Below are 17,969 nucleotides of genomic sequence, written 5' to 3' on the forward strand. Positions count from 1 at the left end.
ATGAACGATCAGCAAATTGTACTTCCAAAAAATTACACTGCAATAAAAGAAGAATCCGAAAAAATAAATTTCAATATGTCTTCTGATCTGCAGACAGGAAGTATATTAAGCACACTTGTTACATCAAAACCAAACGGGAAATTTTTAGAGCTTGGTACAGGAACAGGGCTTTCACTTGCGTGGATCGTTGATGCTATGGATGAAAATTCAAAAGTTATTTCAATTGATACCAATGAAGCCTATCAGGTTATTGCAAAAAAGCATTTTGATGCAGATGATCGGGTAATAATTATGTGTGAAGATGGAATTACATGGATAAAAAATAATCAACAGGAAAAGTTCGATCTCATTTTTGCAGATGCTTGGCCAGGAAAATACGAAGCATTTGAAGAAACATTAGCTTTAGTAAAACGCGGTGGTTTTTATATTATAGATGATATGTTGCCACAACCAAATTGGCCCGCAGGGCATGAAGAAAATGTAGAAAGACTTATCAGTGAGCTGGAAGCAAAAAAAGGTATACGATTAACAAAAATGAATTGGTCAACCGGCCTTATCATAGTTGCTAAAATAAATTGAGCAATGAAAGAAACCAGCAATACAATTATTGTTATAGATAGCAAGGCTGCCGCAGAAAGGTTGAAAGATGTTGTTATTAAAACACCACTGCAATACAATCAAAATCTATCCCGTAAATACAATGCAAATATTTATTTAAAAAGAGAAGATCAGCAGATCGTACGCTCCTATAAACTACGTGGTGCTTATAATATGATCAGTACTTTAGTTCAGGAGCAATTATACAGAGGCGTTGTTTGTGCAAGTGCAGGTAATCATGCACAAGGTTTTGCATATAGCTGTAGAAAAATGAATATAAAAGGAGTTGTATTCATGCCTGTAATAACCCCAAAACAAAAGATTACACAAACAAAAATGTTTGGTGAAGAGAATATAGAGATAAAACTTATCGGCGATACCTTTGACGATTGTGCAATTGCTGCAAAAAAATATACAGAAGAAAATGGTATGACTTTCATTCCTCCTTTTGATGATTATAAGATCATTGAAGGTCAGGGAACTGTTGCAGTTGAAATTCTTGAAGAATTACAAGACATAGACTATGTATTCGTTCCGGTTGGTGGTGGCGGTTTAAGTGCGGGTGTGGGAACTTATTTCAAAATACACTCGCTACAAACAAAACTTATAGGTCTTGAACCGGAAGGAGCACCAAGTATGCTTGCCGCATTCAAAGCTGGTCATCCTGTTACCCTTGATGAAATAGACCGCTTTGTAGATGGTGCTGCAGTAAAGCGTGCCGGGGATTTAACTTACAATATTTGTAAAGATGTATTAGACGACATGCATCTTGTGCCCGAAGGAAAAATTTGTACTGCCATTCTTCAACTATATAATCAGGATGCAATTGTTGCAGAACCTGCAGGAGCTATGTCCATCGCTGCTTTAGATGATTATGCCTGGAAAATAAAAGGCAAAACAGTTGTGTGTATTGTCAGCGGTGGCAACAATGATATTGATCGCATGCCGGAAATAAAAGAGCGCTCTTTACAGTATGAAGGATTGAAACACTATTTCCTGATACGCTTTGCACAACGGCCCGGTGCACTAAAAGAATTTGTAAATAATGTACTTGGTGCTACAGATGATATAACCCGTTTTGAATTTATGCAAAAGACAAACAAAGAAAGCGGACCTGCATTAGTTGGAATAGAATTGCGATCAAGACACGATTATGAAGAGCTGATGAATAAAATGCAGCAATATAATATTGATTATACCGAACTGAATAAAGATGATACACTCTTTAGTTATCTCGTGTAATTTATAAAGCATTTTTACCTGTTAAAAACATCATAAGTTCTACAGGCTTTACAACATAATCAACCGCATAGAGATTAAAACCCTGCACTGTCTTATAGCGCTGGCTGTTCGTGAAATGCTGCGCTAAGATTTTTTAGTACAAGTGTGCGACGCAAGAGACGATGATGGCAGCATTACAGGCCGGCAAAAAAAATAGCTTTTACAAAGGAGCCAATAATGTAAATGGATAAAAAGGAATATTTCTTACAACCGCAAAAACTAAAACAATTATCAATACAATTTTAGCGGCTAAAGAAGTGTAGAATATTTTTTGCAGTTTTTTCCGGGAATTGAACTTATTGTAAAAGAAAACAAAGAGTGCGTATAGTAAAAAAGGCAGGAATATAACAGCCAACAAATTATCGTGCATGGCAGTAAGAACATCGCCGTGCAATAACGCCACCATTGCTCTTTGCGAACCACAACCGGGACAATGCAAACCGGTAGTAAGGTAAAAAATGCATTTAGGAAAATATTGCTGGTAAGCTGGATATACAAAAAAATACAGCAGCGATAAAGCCACCGCTGCTGCGATAACAAGACTTACATAATTTGATATTACTCTTACAATATACATTTTTACATATCGTGCCTTATGCCAAGAAATGCCATGCCACCCCAAAACATTACCCACAAGATTGACAATATCGCCTGTACGATGCCGATGATGAAAGCAACTTTAGTCCATTTTGCAGCTTCTTTTGAAGCTTGCTCTGCGCCGGCATAATCACCTGCCGCAAATTTAGAATTTACCTGGGAAGCGAAGACTATACCTGCAATGCCAAAGGGTAAGCAACAAAAAATAGTTACGAGAATAGATTCCACAAGCCAGTTCTTTGGAGGATTTACAGGTTGCTGCTGATAGTACGGTTGCTGTGAAAAATTTTCCATAGTAGTTTGTTTTGGGTTTAAATAACAGGGTAATATAAAAGTTTTTTTCAACAACAAAAAAATGCCACAAAAAAAATTCGTGGCATTTTTTTATTTCATACCTGCGAATTAATACGCCCTCGCAAATAAAACTCTTTGGGTTGATGCATTACCTGTAAGGATACATTTGCCATCTTCCATTTTATTCTCCAAAGGAATACAACGTATGGTTGCTTTGGTAAGCTCCTTTATCTTTTCTTCTGTTGCTGCAGTACCATCCCAATGCGCTGCAACAAAACCGCCTTTCTCATCAAGCAGTTTTACAAACTCATCCCAGTTGTCTGCATTTGTTATATGAGCCTGCTGATAAGCCTTTGCTTTGTCATAAATGTTTTGCTGAATATCTTCCAGCAATTTATTTACATGTGCAGCAATTCCATTCAATGAGACCGTTTGCTTTTCTTTTGTATCTCTTCTTGCAACTTCAACAACATTATTCTCTAAATCTCTTGCACCAATGGCAATACGCACAGGAACACCTTTCTTCTCATATTCTGCAAATTTCCAGCCCGGTCTTGCATTGTCTGAATTATCATACTTAACAGATATGCCCAGGCCTTTCAATTCTTTTACTATTGGAGCAACTTTTTCAGAGATCATGGACAATTGTTCTTCCCCTTTAAAGATTGGAACAATCACTACCTGCAACGGAGCAATTCTTGGTGGTAGTACCAAACCTTCATCATCACTATGCGCCATAACGAGTGCACCGATCAGACGGGTACTTACACCCCAGCTTGTAGCCCATACATAATCAAGTTTGTTTTCTTTATCACTGAATTTTACATCGAACGCCTTAGCAAAATTCTGACCTAAAAAATGCGATGTACCAGCCTGTAATGCTTTTCCATCCTGCATCAATGCTTCTATACAATAGGTATCTTCTGCACCCGCAAAACGTTCGCTTTCTGTTTTTACTCCTTTCACTACAGGTAATGCCATATATTCTTCTGCAAACGTTGCATAGATATTCAGCATTTGAATTGTCTCATCAACCGCTTCCTGTTTGGTAGCGTGTGCCGTATGACCTTCCTGCCACAGAAATTCTGCTGTGCGTAAGAATAATCTCGTGCGCATTTCCCAACGCACCACATTTGCCCATTGATTAATGAGCAGTGGGAGATCACGATAACTTTGAATCCATGTTTTATATGTATTCCAGATAATGGTTTCAGAAGTTGGGCGAACAATTAATTCTTCTTCCAGCTTTGCATCAGGATCTACCACTACTCCTCCGCCATCAGGATCGTTCTTTAAACGATAATGTGTAACCACGGCACATTCTTTTGCAAAACCTTCTACATGCGCAGCTTCTTTGCTTAAAAAACTTTTTGGTATAAATAATGGAAAGTATGCATTCACATGTCCGGTATCTTTAAACATTCTGTCGAGCGTATCACGCATTTTTTCCCACAGTGCAAAACCATGCGGTTTTATAACCATGCAACCACGTACAGCACTGTAATCTGCAAGGTCTGATTTTAAAACAACATCGTTGTACCATTGCGAGTAATCCTGCGCTCTTGTTGTAATTTCTTTTGCCATTATCTTCCTTTATGATTGTTTAAAGTTTAATTTTTATGTGACTGGCGTCAAATCCGTTATTCATCGCCTGTTGTGTCACTCACTTGTACATTCTTAATATCTGTCGACAGCCGACCGAAGAAAAAAGCGTACAAGTGTGCGACGCAACTAAAGCGTTATGCTTTTTCTTCAGCCGGGCAACAAAACTACTTCTAATCCACAACAAACACCTGTTCGTTTTTAGTGTAACCTTAACATTGCAAAGCCAACATCATAAACAAACAAGCGTAATTTTAATAGAGGAAAAAGCGCGGCAAAAGTAATAACTTCACCTATTATTTCTATAAAACCTGTTATATGAAAAGTTTTATACTCCTAGGTATAGCTGTTGTACTGCTCTTAAGTGGTTGTGCTGCTTATAAAGCCAGCCGTACGCCCGATGATGTATATTATTCTCCGGCAAAGACAGCAGTGGATCGTGTTGACGAAGACAGGTATGAAGATTATTCTTCTAACAGTGATGACAATTACCTGCGCATGAAAGTGCGTAACCGCTACCAGTGGAACGGTATAGATGATTATAGTTACTGGAATGACAGTCGTTATGATTTTGGCTATAGTTGTTTCCCTTCCCGTGAGGTGATGATAAACCCTTATTATGGTGTAAGCGTTTGGAACCCTTATTATCTAAGACCATGGGGTGCCTGGTATAACCCGGTCTATACTGTTGTTTATTATAAAACGCCAAAAGCCTATTACGGAAATACTTCTAAAAGCAATCTTTCTGCATACAGAAATACCAACTATTACAATCCAAACAGGCAAAGCTTTGGCAGCTTGTTAAAAAGTGCATTTAGTACCAACAATTATAACAACAGCAATAACAATTTTAACAGCACTAACCCGACCAGATCATTTAGTACAGGTACTACGCCAAGCGGTAGTGCAGGTGGGCGCAGTGGCGGCTTTAACAGCAGCGGAAGCAGTTCATCAAGCCCAAGACCTCCAAGATAACACTCAAATTTTGAGATTCAATAAATCAACAGAGAACATCCGTTTGTGGTGTTACAGATAATGCTGTATCATAACCCGACAACATGAAAAAAATTTCTTTTCTTCTTTTAGTTACTATTTGTTTGTCGAAAATAATAGTTGCCCAGCAACCTGATGATGCATTACGTTTTGGCTGGTTTACGCCAAATGGTACTGCAAGAAATATTGCCATTGGCGGGGCAATGGCTTCGTTGGGTGGTGATATATCAACCAATCATATTAATCCTGCGGGCCTTGGCCTGTTTAAAACAAGAGAGTTTGTATTTTCTCCGGGTATTAATCTCAACAATAACAAGATCAATTTTCTCGACAGTCAAAGCAAGGAAACAAGAAATGCATTTGCCTATGGCACAAGCGGCGTTATTTTTGGTATGCCCAGCCGTTATAAAGGAGCTATTGTAAGTACGGCTTTTTCTATTTCACTAACACAACTGGCCACTTACAATAATCACACACATTATAAGGGATATAACAACTACAGCTCTTATTCAGAAAAATACCTCGAAGAATTGGTAAGAGATGGCGCAAATGATTATGCCGCTGCAAGCAATTACATTTTTGGATCCTCACTCGCGTACAGAACCTATCTTGTAGATACTGTAAATACAAACGGACAACTTACCGGTTTTAAAAGCCTGGTACCTATTGCAAGCGGCGTTGCTCAGGAGAGAGATGAAGACACAAAAGGTGGTCTTCACGAAGTTTCCCTGTCTTTTGCAAGTAATGTGCAGGACAGGTTATACCTTGGCATTAGCCTGAATGTTCCTATAATGTATTACACACGGGACCTTAGTTTTAGTGAAACCGATATAAGCGGTAACACCAACAATAATTTTTCTTTCTTTAATTACAAAGAACATTATGAAACAAGCGGGGCAGGTGTAAATGCAAAACTTGGTCTTATTTATAAAAGCAGTAACAGTTTCAGGCTGGGCTTTGCTTTTCACACACCTTCTATAATGGTACTTACCGATAAGATAAGATCAGAAATGACCACTAACACAGAAGCATATGCAGGCGAACGAAAAGTTACCAGCGATGAATTAAACAGTGGTAATGCCGGCGAAGTAAGTTACCAGGTTACTACACCTTACCGTGCTATCGGCAGCATTAGTTTTGTACTGAACCCTGTAGAAGAAACAAAAAAGCAAAGAGGTTTTATAACTGCAGATCTTGAATATGTAAATTATCGTGGTGTGCGTTATTCTGTTTCATCAGATAATTCCGGCGACCAGTCAGGTATTGATTATTATAAAGCGCTTAATGATGTGATAAAAGATTATTATAAGGGAAACATCAATGTGCGCGTGGGTGGAGAATTAAAATTTGATCCGTGGGCTATAAGACTTGGTGGCGCTTATTATGGCAGCCCTTACGCAGACAAAACGCTAAAAGCTAACCGTATCATGGCTTCCGGTGGTATAGGCTATCGCAACCGTGGCTTCTTTATTGATCTTACACTATCAGAAACCCTTAATAAAGATGTGAACTTTCCATACCGTTTAAATGATAAAGCAAACGTTTTTGCAGAAACGAAAAACAATCGTGCAAATATTCTTGCCACTATTGGCTTTAAATTTTAAAAATATTTTGAGCCGGGCTTTTGTATTCCATAGTGTATCACCTGTTGCGTCGCACGCTTGTACTTTTAAATCATTTTGCAACTAATACGGCGATGGGCTAACACTCGTCCAGCCACCATCAATTACCAAACTTTGACCCGTGATATGTTTTGCATTATCCGACACCATGAATAAGGCGGCATCAGCAATATCTTTTGTTGTAGCGGGTTTGCCAAGCGGTGTAATACGCTTCCATGTTGCTTCATAATCTTTATCATGCAACGTCCTTTCTGTAAGTGTTGCGCCCGGTGCAATTGCATTTACAGTTATACTGTAAGGAGATAATTCTATCACTAGATTCTTTGCCAGCATTTCCAGGCCTGCTTTTGTAATGGCATAAGCTGCTAAATTTTTATGCGCCTGATGACCTACAACAGAACTCATAAATAATATACTTCCTCCTGTTTGTTGCGTCTTCATTTGCCTGGCTGCCGCTTGTGCCAGGAAGAAACTGCCACCAAGATTTAACTGCATTACTTTGTAAAAAGAGTCAGGTGTGTATTCAAAAAAGTCGGCAAAGAGCGTAATGCCAGCATTGGCTATAACAATATCCAGCTTACCAAATTCATTTATGGCAGTATCTACCATTTGCTGTATAAATTTCACATCACCGGCATCGCCATGCAGGGCAATGCAATTGCCCGTTTCTGTCTTTATTTTTACCGCAGCTTCAGCAGTTAATGCTTCATCTATATCATTCAATAATACAGATGCGCCCTGGAATGCAAGTTGCCTGCATATCTCAAAACCTATCCCCTGGCCTGCGCCGGTAACTATGGCAACCTTTCCTCTAAATAATGTTGAAGGCATAATTGAGTTTTATGTAAAGCAATCGTGTTAATTTATTTCCCAAAATGTTGTTGCATGGCCTTGCTGTAATCTGCAAAAGCAAGTTCCGGCGCCTCAATTTCCGGGTGCCACAATTTCTCCCATTCAAAACTGTAGTAACCTTTATATCCACCTTTATGCAACAAATCTATTGCCTCGAAGATGGGTACTTCACCTTTACCCAGGAATTTATAATTTATTTTACCATCAACAGTAAGGCTGTCTTTAATATGTGTATGATGGATATATTTTTTTAATTGCGGGTATACATTTGAAGGAGACTCTTTTGTTGCATTCCACATATTCGCAACATCCCAAACAAGACCAACATGTTTACCTGCAGCAGGGGTAATAACCTTTACAATATCTTCCGTTTTTGTAAGATCACCATGCGTTTCCATAAGTACAGTTACATTACTGTTCTTTGCATAATCACCAAGTGTAAGTAGTCCTTGTGTTATCAATTCCAGGGTTTCATTTTTATCCTGTTCTTTAGGTAAATTGTTTGGAAAAACCCTTACGTAAGGACAACCCAATTCATTAGCGAGATCAATGAATTTTTTTCCATCGTCAAGATTTTTTTGTCTTTCTTTCTCTTCTTTATAATGCATGGTTGCAGATGAGCCAAGACAAACAAAAGCAAGCCCTTTATCTTTTAGTTTTTGTTTTGATGCGGCAATATTTTCTTTAGTACTAAACTCATTGCATTTGGTAAGATCCAACTCTTTCCTAATGCCGCGTATTTCAATGCCATTATAATTATTGGCAGCCGCAAAATTTATTATCTCATCAAAACTCCAGTCCGGACAGCCCAATGTAGAAAAAGAAAGTAATGGCGTTTGCTTTTTAAAGCTCATCAAAGGGCCTGCAAATGCAGCGCCGGCAATACTTGCAGCGGTTCCTATAAATTTCCTTCTTGAATATGGTCTCATGGCAAATTATTTGGTGGTTATTTCATTGCTGCATAAAGATAAGGATGTACAAGAGTGCGACGCAACGAAAGTTTAATAGTTATTCTACAATCCGGTTCATAAAAACTTTAAAGAATTAAACTTATTATCATTTAAAACTATTGATTCTTTATCTTGTAAGGCAATAAAATTATTTGTTGAGTATGGCAGACTTATTTAACCGCGTGGATTGGATGTATGGCAGCAATATTTATGAAGTGAACATAAGACAGTATACACCTGAAGGAACTTTTGCGGCATTTGCAAAACACTTACCAAGATTACAGGATATGGGTGTGAAAATTTTATGGTTAATGCCGGTAACACCAATTAGTTTGGAAAAAAGACAAGGCACACTGGGCAGTTATTATGCATGCAGCAGTTATACTGCTATCAATCGTGAATATGGCACGCTTGATGATTTTAAAAATCTTGTGCATGCAGCACATAATGCAGGCATGAAATTGATTATTGATTGGGTGGCAAATCATACGGGATGGGATCATCATTGGACAAAAGAGCATCCTGAATGGTATTTGCATGATGAGCTTGGAAGATTCTACGATCCTAATGGATGGGAAGATGTAATTGATCTTGATTACAAAAATAATGACATGCGCAATGCTTTAATTGATGCAATGCGTTATTGGGTTACTGAATGTGATATTGATGGTTTTCGCTGCGATATGGCGCATCTTGTGCCGCTTGATTTTTGGGTTGATGCAAGATTGCAATGCGATGCACTGAAACAATTGTTCTGGCTTGCAGAATGCGATGTAATGGAGTATCACAAAGTGTTTGATGTTACTTATGCATGGGAGTGGATGCGCATTACAGAAGAGATAGTGAAGAAAAGTTTACCGCTGCAAACAAAAAGAGATGTGCTGCTTAAATATTCTCAATACCCAAAAGGCGCCAACAAATTATTTTTCACCTCAAATCATGATGAGAATAGCTGGAACGGTACAGAGTATGAAAAGTATGGTGCTGCGGCTAAAGCAATGGCTGTGTTTACCGTTACATGGCCGGGAACTCCTTTGGTCTATAGCGGGCAGGAATTGCCCAATCATAAACGTTTAAAATTTTTCGAAAAAGATTGTATAGAATGGCAACCCAAAATTTTACTGCATGATTTTTATAAAAAATTATTTCATCTCTTGTATGTAAATGCTGCTTTACACAATCATGCTCAATTGTTCACTTTACAAACAGGTGTTGATGACAAAGTACTTGCTTATTTGCTTGTTAACAATGAATCAAAAGTATTTGTAATACTCAATCTTTCTCCCAATGATAAAGTGATATGTAATATAAAACATGATCTTCTTTTTGGAGATTATTACAATCTTTTTTCCGGCATACAACATACCATAAACAATACAGAAAAATTTGAATTGCAGGCATGGGAGTATATGGTGTATGCCACAACTATTTAATTTTTTGAACCAAGCAATTGAATAAGCATCAGGCTTTCGTTGCGTCGCACACTTGTACTGCAACAAATATTTTTATAAACCAAAATAAAATGAGCGATCAAAATATTGCCAAAAAAAAGGCCGGTGAATATGCCGCCACATTAATAGAGCCTGGAATGACGATTGGCATTGGCACAGGCTCTACCGTATATTTTTTTATACAGGCATTGGCAAAGAAAATACAGGAAGGATTAATTATAAAGGGAGTTCCTACTTCAAAACAAACCCAGGAACTGGCCACGGAATTAAATATTCCTTTAGTTGATTTGAATAATGTTGACCAACTTGATATTACTGTTGATGGCGCTGATGAAATTGATCCGCAACTGCAATTGATAAAAGGCGGTGGCGGCGCATTACTGCAGGAAAAAATTGTAGCAGCCGCCTCAAAAAGAATGATCGTTATAGCAGATGAAAGCAAATACGTGCAAACACTTGGTAAATTTCCTTTACCTGTAGAAGTAATTGATTTTGGCTGGAAGCACACGATGAAACATCTACAGCAACTGGGTTGTGAAAGAATCGTACTCAGGAAAAAGGATGATAAAATATTTGTCTCAGATCATGGACATTATATACTTGATTGCTATTTTCAGCAAATAAAAGATGCCGCACAATTGCACCACCAGATAAACAATATTGCGGGTGTTGCAGAAAATGGCTTATTTATAAATATAGCAACCAGTGCTGTTATTGCATATAAGGATGGCAGTATAAAAGAAATAAACAAAAGCTGATTTTAAATAGCAGTAACCACTTCTTCTGCCAACCCAAAACTTAATGTCATTCCATTGCCACCAAGTCCATTTACAATGGTTACACCATTTTCAGGAGAATGAATAAACTCAACTTCCCCATTGGTACGTTTGGGATAAATGCCATGCCAGCTCTGGATTATGCTCCAGTCTTTGAACACAGCAAATTTTTGCATATAATCAATGATCAGTTTATTGATAAATACTTTATCAAAAGGATCAAATACCAATCCATATTCATGGCTATCCCCTATTGTCAATTCACCTTCCGCATTTTGAGACACCATTACATGAATTCCCCATTTGATATAATCAGGCATAGTTGTTTCATAATATTCTTTCAATGCAGGTAATGATGCTGCTGATTGAAAACCTTTGTAATGGATAAGAGATAAGCCACCGCATAATGATGGGCCGATGCGCCAGCCACCAGGCTGCATGATCAAACGCATCATCTGCAATTTGCTTTTCGTAAAATAATTCGCAGCAAATACTTCAGGATATAAAGTTTCAAGATCAGGACCGCTGCAGACATAAATAAGGTCAGCCTGCCATGTTTGTTTGCCTGATTTTACTGAAGGATAATTGATCTCATTTATTGCTGTATTAAAATAAAAAACAATTCCATACTTCTCTGTTATATAAGCAGGTAATTTTTCAATAGCCACTCTTGATTCAACGATCATCTCATCTTCATTCCATAAAGCGCCTTTTAATTCGAAAGGATTTACTGCTTCACTTTTTTGCAATGCCTGATTAGCAGTGATTGCAGCAATTGGTCTGTGTGCTTTCTCGGCTTCTGCTATTTCCTGCAGCACTTTCCATTCAAGATCGTTATAAGCAAGATGCAAACTGCCTACTTCATTGTGCCACAAACCCGCTTCGGTGCAAACCTTTTTCCAGATTGCTTTTGAACGTAATGCTCTTTCATACAATTTACCAACAGGCTGACCGATGGGCCACACCATACCAAAATTTCTTACCGATGCACCAACTGCTTTTTCGTTTCTTTCAAAGACAGTTACAGCAAACCCATTTTCAGCAAGGCTTCTTGCCATGGCAAGACCAACAATACCGGCACCAATTACAATCGCATTTTTCTTAGCCATAAAAAGTAGGAGCTATTGATTGAACAGATAAAAATTTTCGTTTAAAATAAATAGCAGCAACTGCTGTTCCGGCAATGCCAACAACAGAAATAAATATTACTGCATGCGTAAAAAAACTTGTCCAGGAAAGTTGCACACCGATAAATTCTTTTGCAAACAAGATCGCCACACTCCCTAAATAACCAAACGCATCTGCTATATACATCAGGAAACCAATATTACTTTTCATTCTGTATGTAGCAATCATACGTTCAAAATACAAAGCATTGAATGGAACATAACTCAGGTATAATCCTGTCCCAATCATTGTCATCCATGTAATGGGACCTACATAATGACCCATAAACAAAAAAGTAAATAATAATGCTAAAGCATAACCACCAATAACGAGGTAATGGTTGATCATAAAAGCTTTAAAATTATTCTTCACTAATATCAGCAGGCTCATGCATAACAATACGATCAGCGAAACAGGTATTTCTGTAATAGTAAAAATAGAAGCATTATTACCATATCCTAATTCAGTGTAGAGTTCATTTGCAAAATTATCCCTGAAGTCCCTGAGTATTGTTAATAGAACATAAGTGATAACAATGGTAACTATACCCGGCATAAACATTGTAAGAAAAGCTTTGCGTTCTTCTTTAGTCATAGGAGGCCTCACACTTCGCAGTGCAATATCTTTTTCCGTTGGTGGTGGCACATGATTCAAAAGCCATACAAACAAAAGCATGGGCAAAACAAATAATCCACCCGTTATAAAAGGCATCCACATCTCAGTTATATGCCAATCAAGTAAAATAGATTTACCTACTGTTTTTACAACACCGGAAGAAAATATAAAACTAATAGATAATACTGCACCCATAAATTCCGTGGCTCTTCTTCCTTCAAGAAAACTAAATACAAGGCCCCATACCATACCTAATGGAAAACCATTAAGCAAAAGAAAAATAATATTATATGGCGCAGGAACTATTGCAAATAGTAATAAAGACATCCATGCCGTAATAATAAGTTTGATAATAGTTACAGCCCGCTTCTCCCCTGTCATGGATGAAATAAAACGAATGCCATAAAATTTACTCAGCATATAACCAATAACCTGTGCAGTAACCAGCCAAACTTTATAATCAATATTCAAATATTCTATCCCGCTAAAACCAGCAGCAGTAAAGGGTTTGCGAAAAGCATACATACAGAAGTACACACAAAAAGAAACAAGCGCTGCATAGCCAGATAGTGCCCATACAGGGGCTTTCTCTAATTTCCTTTTAAGTGGTTGCGATATAAACATCTATTATATGTACTTAGCGGTGGAATTACTATTTAGCTTTTGTTGCGTCGCACGCTTGTACACAAGCAAAAGTTTCAGCGGTTTACGAGTTAAAATGTTCACGAGTTCTCTGCATTTGAACAACGGGTAAACTTGTAAACATTGCTCAATAAAGTTCCGAACGATGAAGTGATTGCGACGCAACAACCGGTGCCATGAAAACCGAAAGCCTGTAACAAAATTATTTTTCAATGATCCCTATCAACTCTTTCAAATCATCAATAATAAAATCGGGGTGATAAGGTAATAATGCTTCTCCTGTAAAAGCACCTGTTGTTATTCCTATTGAATATAAACAACCTGCATTCTTTCCTTCATTCACATCTACTTCAGTATCTCCGATTTTAATAACATGTTTTGGATCTGCTACGCCTGCAGCCTGCATCATTTTTTGAATCATGTATGGCTGTGGTCTGCCTGCTGGCACTTCGTTACTGCAAACTACATAATCAATTTTACCATCTTTTAGCCAACGCAATCTTTCGATAATAACATTGGTGATGTGCGTAGAGAACCCTGTATCAAGACCAACCTTTATATCATGCGCTTTTAGCCAGGCAAATATTTCTTCTGCATGTGGCAATGGTTCTAACTGTGGTGCATTATAATAATATTGTACCATCAGTTCAATAAACCGGTCATGAATAATATTGATGTATTCTGCTGTAATGCCCGCCACATCTGATTCGTATTCTTCCAGCATCATTCTTATTGCCTCAGGTTTTTTATACCCCATCAGCGGATAGATTTTTTCATGTGGAATATCATAACCTCTTTCTTTCATCGCATCATGAAATGCCGCAGCAATCTCACCATTGTCTCTTACGGTAGTGCCTGCAATGTCAAATACTACAAGCTGAATATTTTTATACATTAACTTCTTTCTTTTAAATATTCATGAATCAAATGACGGAAATGATTGAGTGGCAGCATGATCATTTCATGATTCTTTGCACATTCATCCCATAAACGCACTTTAATAATATCATCAAAATAAGGATGTTGTTTAAACAAAATAATTTCTGTTTCACTCATGGGGCCGCCCTGCCACATATTCAATGTTTGCAAACTCGCTTCTGATAATTTATCCTTATAGGAGGGATCTGTTGCAACAAGATAACGTTTTGCATCAACATGTTTTTCTACCATTGCGCAAACACGCTCCGCAAAACCTTTACGACGTAAGTATTCTCCACCAAGCCCTTCGTGATTTACCACACCATATCCACCCATTGCATCTGTGTTTTGTTCATGACGTAATAAATGGCCAACGTCATGCAAGAATGCGCCTAATATCAATTCCATATCACCACATTCTTCCATTGCCTGCATGGCACATTGTATCATGTGTGATGTTTGCGATACGGGTTCACCATCATAATCTTCGTTACCGTAATTCTCAAAAAGGTGCATAATCTCATTCGTAACCATATCTGCTTTACTCATGTAACAATTATTTAAGTATAGTACCAATAGGCTGCATTACTGGATGCGCAGGTGTAAAATTAAGCCCAAGCAATGCTGCAATGCTTGTTGCAATTTGTCTTTGGTATAACAGCTCCGTGTTAGTTGCTTCGCCGGTTGGCTTTGTATCAGGGCCCATCGCTGCAATCCATATCTGGCCTGCATCTGCTATGTCTTTACCATGAGAGGTCCATTGTTCTTTTATAGCATCACCCCGACCATGATCACAGGTAACAATCAATGTTGTTTTGTTTTTATATTCAGGCATTGACTGCAAAGTATTCCAAAGATCAGCAATCATGGCATCTTCTGCATGTGCACTTTTCAAATATTGATCATACATACCCGAGTGTGCAAAATCATCCGTTTCATCGAAAGCAACATACAGCACTTTTGGTTTGTTTTCTTTGAGATATGTTTTTGCTGCGAGGTAAGTATTGACATCCAAACGAACATCAATCGGCTTGGCTGAAAGAAATTGCAGATCATTCAACAACTGAAAAGAAGGCGATGAAAAATTAAATGTGTCCACACCTGCATTTACATAAATATTACTGCGCCATTTATTGAGTATGTATGGAAAACAATCCCAGGTTGCAAATGCTGCAACCTTGCCTGTATAACCTTTTTGTTTGTTGATAAACTCCAACACATTTTCATTCTTATTTGGAATCTTATCGTTGGAATTTACAGCCGTATCAGGATAGCCTGTAAAAATTTCATTGTAGCCGGGATATGAGAATTTATAGGGATTTGCATTGTTTACTTCACTGCCTTTTGTGCGGTTGCCATACAGTTGACCATGCTGTGCAACAGTGTTCCAAAGAAATGGAAACAGTTTTGCGCGACGTTCATTTATATCATTACTCCAGAAATTTTTTGTTATCTGCCCGGAATCGCTGGTAAATTTTTTGTTGACGATGATAGCAGAATCAACCCCTTTAAACACTTCCTGCCAGCGCATACCATCGAGAGTAACGATGACCACATTTTCTGTTTTATGCTGGGCAAAAGAATGCAGCACGATAACAATAAAAAATACTATTGAAAATATTTTCTTCATTTGTGTCAGTTATTTTTTTGAGCCAAACTTTTTTTTATTACTCATCGTTCCTTGCGTCGCACTCCTGTACTGAAGATCAGGTTTCAGCTAAATACAGTTGCAACTGAATGCTGATGCCTGATAGTCCATACCTATCTGAACGTACAAGTGAGTGACACAACCAAAGCTTAATATTTTTACTAAAGCCGGGAACATAAAAACAAAACGAAAGTTAATGAAAAGAGGCAAAGCCTTTCGGCTTTGCCATGGTTTAAGTGGACATTCAATTATTTTATCAGCCACATCTGCGCATTGATATCATCATTGCCACCATATTGGTTTTGTAATGCGCTTTCGTAATTAGTGGCATTTGAAGTTCGCTCATCATAAGGATATTGAAAACGTAATGCGATCCTCGAACTATTGCCTGTACCGGGGCCTGTTGTAAAGGTTGGCACACCTGTTCTGCGCCATGCATAATATGATTCCAAACCTGAGTGGCGAAACAATGCCAGGTATCGTTGCTGCAGAATCTGTTTCAAACCTGTTTCTCCTGAAGCATATTTAATTAAAGGCTGCGCATAATAATTATCAAAATTTACGCTGACAGTATAAGTGCTGTATTTAACATCTGCACCACCCGGGCTGCCTGATTCATAAACATGTGTTGTCATATCGCCGTTTTCAGGAATATCATAAAAAGCCATAGAAGCTTTGATACCAGCTTTATAATAATCTTCTGCACCGCCTAATTTCCCCGAACTGATCCAGCCGCGGTTAATTGCTTCTGCTATATTGAAACACATTTCAGCGTAACCAATTTGCACAGATGGTTCTGCAGTATAGGTTTGATAATAACGCCAGCGATTTAACTGGGAATATTGCCCATTGCCTGCTTTATTAAACATGATACCCAGATCCTCACCAGGATTAGCACCAACAAATGCATCGAAGCTTGTTGGGCTGGTACCCGCATCTACCAATGCTGTAGCGGGTTCTGAAACAATAAATACCCTGGGGTCTTTAAATGCAGTCAGCAAGCCAAGATAGGTTGAAGACATATTATATCGCAACCCATCAAAACCATAGCTATCGGGACTGTTGGGATAGTCATTCGTAGGATGTGTATAAATAAACTGCAGGTTATCTTCTGCACTTTCCATTACAGGATACTTAACAGGATCGCCTGTGATAGCTGCAAATTGAGATTTTATATTAAGATCTGCGTCATCTGCTTTTTTGCTTAATTCGATCAATAAACGCAACCGAAAGGTATTTACTGTTTTTTGCCATTTGGAAAGATCATTACCAAAATAAATATCACCCGATATAGATTCGCCTGCTTCAATTAAAGAGGCCAATTCTGTATTGGCGCTATCAAGCCATGCAAATGATTGCTTAAAAACATCTTTCTGCGCATCGTAAGAAGGAGTTAAATTGTCAAGGCCCTGCAATGCCTGTGTCATAGGTATATCACCCATTTCAAGACTCATCTTTGTAAAGAAGTAAGCTTTGAAAAATTTTGCCATTGCACTATATGGATTGACAGTTGCAAGACCTGCATTCTGCGCTTCCTGTTCCATTTTGATCACATTCTTTAAAGTGGCATAATAATCTGCACCAGATTCAAAATCGTAGCGGTTATTTCCATAATAATCATAGTTGATGCAATAATATTGGCTCCAGCGTTCATACATGCCGGCAGGCCCATCATAAAGGTCATTTAATATGCCATTCATTAATAAAGAAGAGGGCACCGAAGTTGGTTTATTGGGGTTTTGATATAACTCATCAAAACTTTTTTTACAACTGGTCATTAACGTTGCTGCCATTACAGCTACAACCAGTATGCCTGAATATTTTTTCATTTGTTTGTTCATTTTATAAATGAATCGAAGTTTATTTTTTGTTTACCGGCTCTTGTTTTACATAGCATCTTTGTTGTGTCACTCACTTGTACTTACTGCACAGTGTTGATCTTAACGCTGAAGTGTGCGACGCAA

General features: G+C 38.0%; 17 protein-coding genes. 6 read left to right on the forward strand and 11 right to left on the reverse strand.

Annotation, left to right across the window (positions count from 1 at the left end; genetic code table 11):
- Both FRZ67_RS07320 and ilvA read left to right on the forward strand, forming a co-directional pair.
- Complete coding sequence (locus FRZ67_RS07320; protein WP_147188916.1) at window positions 1-579, forward strand: O-methyltransferase; 579 nt, start codon at window positions 1-3, stop codon at window positions 577-579.
- A gap of 3 nt (window positions 580-582) precedes the next feature.
- Window positions 583-1,839 (forward strand): threonine ammonia-lyase, encoded by a 1,257-nt coding sequence (gene ilvA / locus FRZ67_RS07325; RefSeq protein WP_147188917.1) that lies wholly within the window; start codon window positions 583-585, stop codon window positions 1,837-1,839.
- 199 nt (window positions 1,840-2,038) lie between these two features.
- Here the strand turns inward: ilvA and FRZ67_RS07330 are convergent, their stop codons facing one another.
- The 3 genes from FRZ67_RS07330 to proS all read right to left on the reverse strand — a co-directional run bounded on the left by FRZ67_RS07330 (window position 2,039) and on the right by proS (window position 4,353).
- Window positions 2,039-2,455, reverse strand: coding sequence for a DUF2752 domain-containing protein (locus FRZ67_RS07330; RefSeq protein ID WP_147188918.1), 417 nt, complete (start codon window positions 2,453-2,455; stop codon window positions 2,039-2,041).
- A 2-nt stretch (window positions 2,456-2,457) separates the two neighbouring features.
- Window positions 2,458-2,769: a CD225/dispanin family protein gene (locus FRZ67_RS07335; protein ID WP_147188919.1), complete on the reverse strand. Its 312-nt coding sequence runs from the start codon at window positions 2,767-2,769 to the stop codon at window positions 2,458-2,460.
- A gap of 108 nt (window positions 2,770-2,877) precedes the next feature.
- Window positions 2,878-4,353, reverse strand: coding sequence for a proline--tRNA ligase (proS, locus tag FRZ67_RS07340; RefSeq protein WP_147188920.1), 1,476 nt, complete (start codon window positions 4,351-4,353; stop codon window positions 2,878-2,880).
- Between the two features lie 336 nt (window positions 4,354-4,689).
- On the opposite strand from proS, the gene FRZ67_RS07345 reads away from it, so the two are divergent.
- Both FRZ67_RS07345 and FRZ67_RS07350 read left to right on the forward strand, forming a co-directional pair.
- Window positions 4,690-5,346, forward strand: a complete 657-nt coding sequence (locus FRZ67_RS07345; protein ID WP_147188921.1) for a hypothetical protein — start codon at window positions 4,690-4,692, stop codon at window positions 5,344-5,346.
- Window positions 5,347-5,429: 83 nt separating this feature from the next.
- The gene (locus FRZ67_RS07350) at window positions 5,430-6,968 is read left to right on the forward strand and encodes an OmpP1/FadL family transporter (RefSeq protein ID WP_147188922.1); all 1,539 of its coding nucleotides are present in this window, start codon (window positions 5,430-5,432) and stop codon (window positions 6,966-6,968) included.
- 81 nt (window positions 6,969-7,049) lie between these two features.
- On the opposite strand, the gene FRZ67_RS07355 is transcribed toward FRZ67_RS07350, so the two are convergent.
- A complete protein-coding gene (locus tag FRZ67_RS07355) occupies window positions 7,050-7,817 on the reverse strand; it encodes an SDR family NAD(P)-dependent oxidoreductase (protein ID WP_147188923.1) in 768 nt (255 codons plus the stop codon).
- A gap of 32 nt (window positions 7,818-7,849) precedes the next feature.
- A complete protein-coding gene (locus FRZ67_RS07360) occupies window positions 7,850-8,767 on the reverse strand; it encodes a sugar phosphate isomerase/epimerase family protein (RefSeq protein WP_147188924.1) in 918 nt (305 codons plus the stop codon).
- A gap of 182 nt (window positions 8,768-8,949) precedes the next feature.
- On the opposite strand from FRZ67_RS07360, the gene FRZ67_RS07365 reads away from it, so the two are divergent.
- Both FRZ67_RS07365 and rpiA read left to right on the forward strand, forming a co-directional pair.
- Entirely contained in the window at window positions 8,950-10,221 is a 1,272-nt protein-coding gene (locus FRZ67_RS07365; RefSeq protein ID WP_147188925.1) for an alpha-amylase family glycosyl hydrolase, read from the forward strand.
- Window positions 10,222-10,310: 89 nt separating this feature from the next.
- On the forward strand, window positions 10,311-10,997 hold the full coding sequence (gene rpiA / locus FRZ67_RS07370; protein ID WP_147188926.1) for a ribose-5-phosphate isomerase RpiA: 687 nt from the start codon (window positions 10,311-10,313) through the stop codon (window positions 10,995-10,997).
- A gap of 2 nt (window positions 10,998-10,999) precedes the next feature.
- Here rpiA and FRZ67_RS07375 read toward each other — a convergent pair whose 3' ends face one another.
- From FRZ67_RS07375 to FRZ67_RS07400, 6 genes are all read right to left on the reverse strand, one after another.
- Window positions 11,000-12,124, reverse strand: coding sequence for a TIGR03364 family FAD-dependent oxidoreductase (locus FRZ67_RS07375; RefSeq protein ID WP_147188927.1), 1,125 nt, complete (start codon window positions 12,122-12,124; stop codon window positions 11,000-11,002).
- Window positions 12,117-13,421, reverse strand: coding sequence for a DUF5690 family protein (locus FRZ67_RS07380; protein ID WP_147188928.1), 1,305 nt, complete (start codon window positions 13,419-13,421; stop codon window positions 12,117-12,119). The genes FRZ67_RS07375 and FRZ67_RS07380 overlap by 8 nt, the downstream gene beginning before the upstream one ends.
- A 220-nt stretch (window positions 13,422-13,641) precedes the next feature.
- Complete coding sequence (locus tag FRZ67_RS07385) at window positions 13,642-14,334, reverse strand: HAD-IA family hydrolase (protein ID WP_147188929.1); 693 nt, start codon at window positions 14,332-14,334, stop codon at window positions 13,642-13,644.
- The gene (locus FRZ67_RS07390; protein ID WP_147188930.1) at window positions 14,334-14,906 is read right to left on the reverse strand and encodes an HD domain-containing protein; all 573 of its coding nucleotides are present in this window, start codon (window positions 14,904-14,906) and stop codon (window positions 14,334-14,336) included. Before FRZ67_RS07390 ends, FRZ67_RS07385 begins: the two co-directional genes overlap by 1 nt.
- 7 nt (window positions 14,907-14,913) lie before the next feature.
- On the reverse strand, window positions 14,914-15,987 hold the full coding sequence (locus FRZ67_RS07395; protein WP_147188931.1) for an alkaline phosphatase family protein: 1,074 nt from the start codon (window positions 15,985-15,987) through the stop codon (window positions 14,914-14,916).
- A gap of 266 nt (window positions 15,988-16,253) precedes the next feature.
- A complete protein-coding gene (locus FRZ67_RS07400; protein WP_147188932.1) occupies window positions 16,254-17,834 on the reverse strand; it encodes a SusD/RagB family nutrient-binding outer membrane lipoprotein in 1,581 nt (526 codons plus the stop codon).
- Window positions 17,835-17,969 lie beyond the last annotated feature (135 nt).

The sequence above is a fragment of the Panacibacter ginsenosidivorans genome, from assembly GCF_007971225.1.
In the GTDB taxonomy this organism is placed as follows: domain Bacteria; phylum Bacteroidota; class Bacteroidia; order Chitinophagales; family Chitinophagaceae; genus Panacibacter; species Panacibacter ginsenosidivorans.